The 800-nt window shown below is 60.4% G+C and carries 1 protein-coding gene; it reads right to left on the bottom strand.

Annotation, left to right across the window (positions count from 1 at the left end; translation table 11 throughout):
* A partial coding sequence (gene groEL / locus BN1800_RS39565; protein WP_143534271.1) for a chaperonin GroEL occupies nt 1–800 on the bottom strand: 800 nt, incomplete at both ends.

Genomic DNA, 800 nt, shown 5'->3' with positions numbered 1-800 from the left:
GGAGGTGGTTTCTTCGATCTGCGCCTTGATCTGGGCAACGCGGCCTTCGATGTCCGACTTGGCGCCGGCGCCGTCGACGATCGTGGTGTTTTCCTTGGAGATCGAAACCTTCTTGGTGCGACCAAGCATGTCGAGGGTAACGGACTCGAGCTTGATGCCGAGGTCTTCGGAGATCACCGTGCCGCCCGTCAGGATGGCGATGTCCTCGAGCATGGCCTTGCGGCGGTCGCCGAAGCCCGGAGCCTTGACGGCAGCGATCTTCAGGCCGCCGCGCAGCTTGTTGACGACGAGTGTTGCAAGCGCTTCGCCTTCGACGTCTTCAGCGATGATGAGCAGCGGCTTGCCGGTCTGGACGACAGCTTCGAGAACCGGGAGCATCGACTGCAGGTTCGAGAGCTTCTTCTCGTGCAGAAGGATGTAGGCGTCGTCGAGGTCAGCAACCATCTTTTCCGGGTTAGTCACGAAGTACGGGCTGAGGTAGCCACGGTCGAACTGCATGCCTTCGACGACTTCGAGTTCGGTTTCGGCGGTCTTGGCTTCTTCGACGGTGATGACGCCTTCGTTGCCAACCTTCTGCATGGCTTCGGCAATGTCGAGACCGACCTGCCGGTCGCCGTTTGCAGAGATCGTGCCGACCTGCGCAACTTCTTCCGAGGTCGAGATCTTCTTGGCCTTGGCCTGGAGATCCTTGACGACTTCAGCAACGGCAAGATCGATGCCGCGCTTAAGGTCCATCGGGTTCATGCCGGCGGCAACCGCCTTGTTGCCTTCGCGGATGATCGACGCAGCCAGAACGGTCG

Origin of the sequence: Rhizobium sullae (genome assembly GCF_900169785.1) — a bacterium.
Lineage (GTDB): Bacteria > Pseudomonadota > Alphaproteobacteria > Rhizobiales > Rhizobiaceae > Rhizobium > Rhizobium sullae.
Note: the sequence above shows the minus strand (reverse complement) of the source record. Positions and strands in the feature narration are given on the sequence as shown.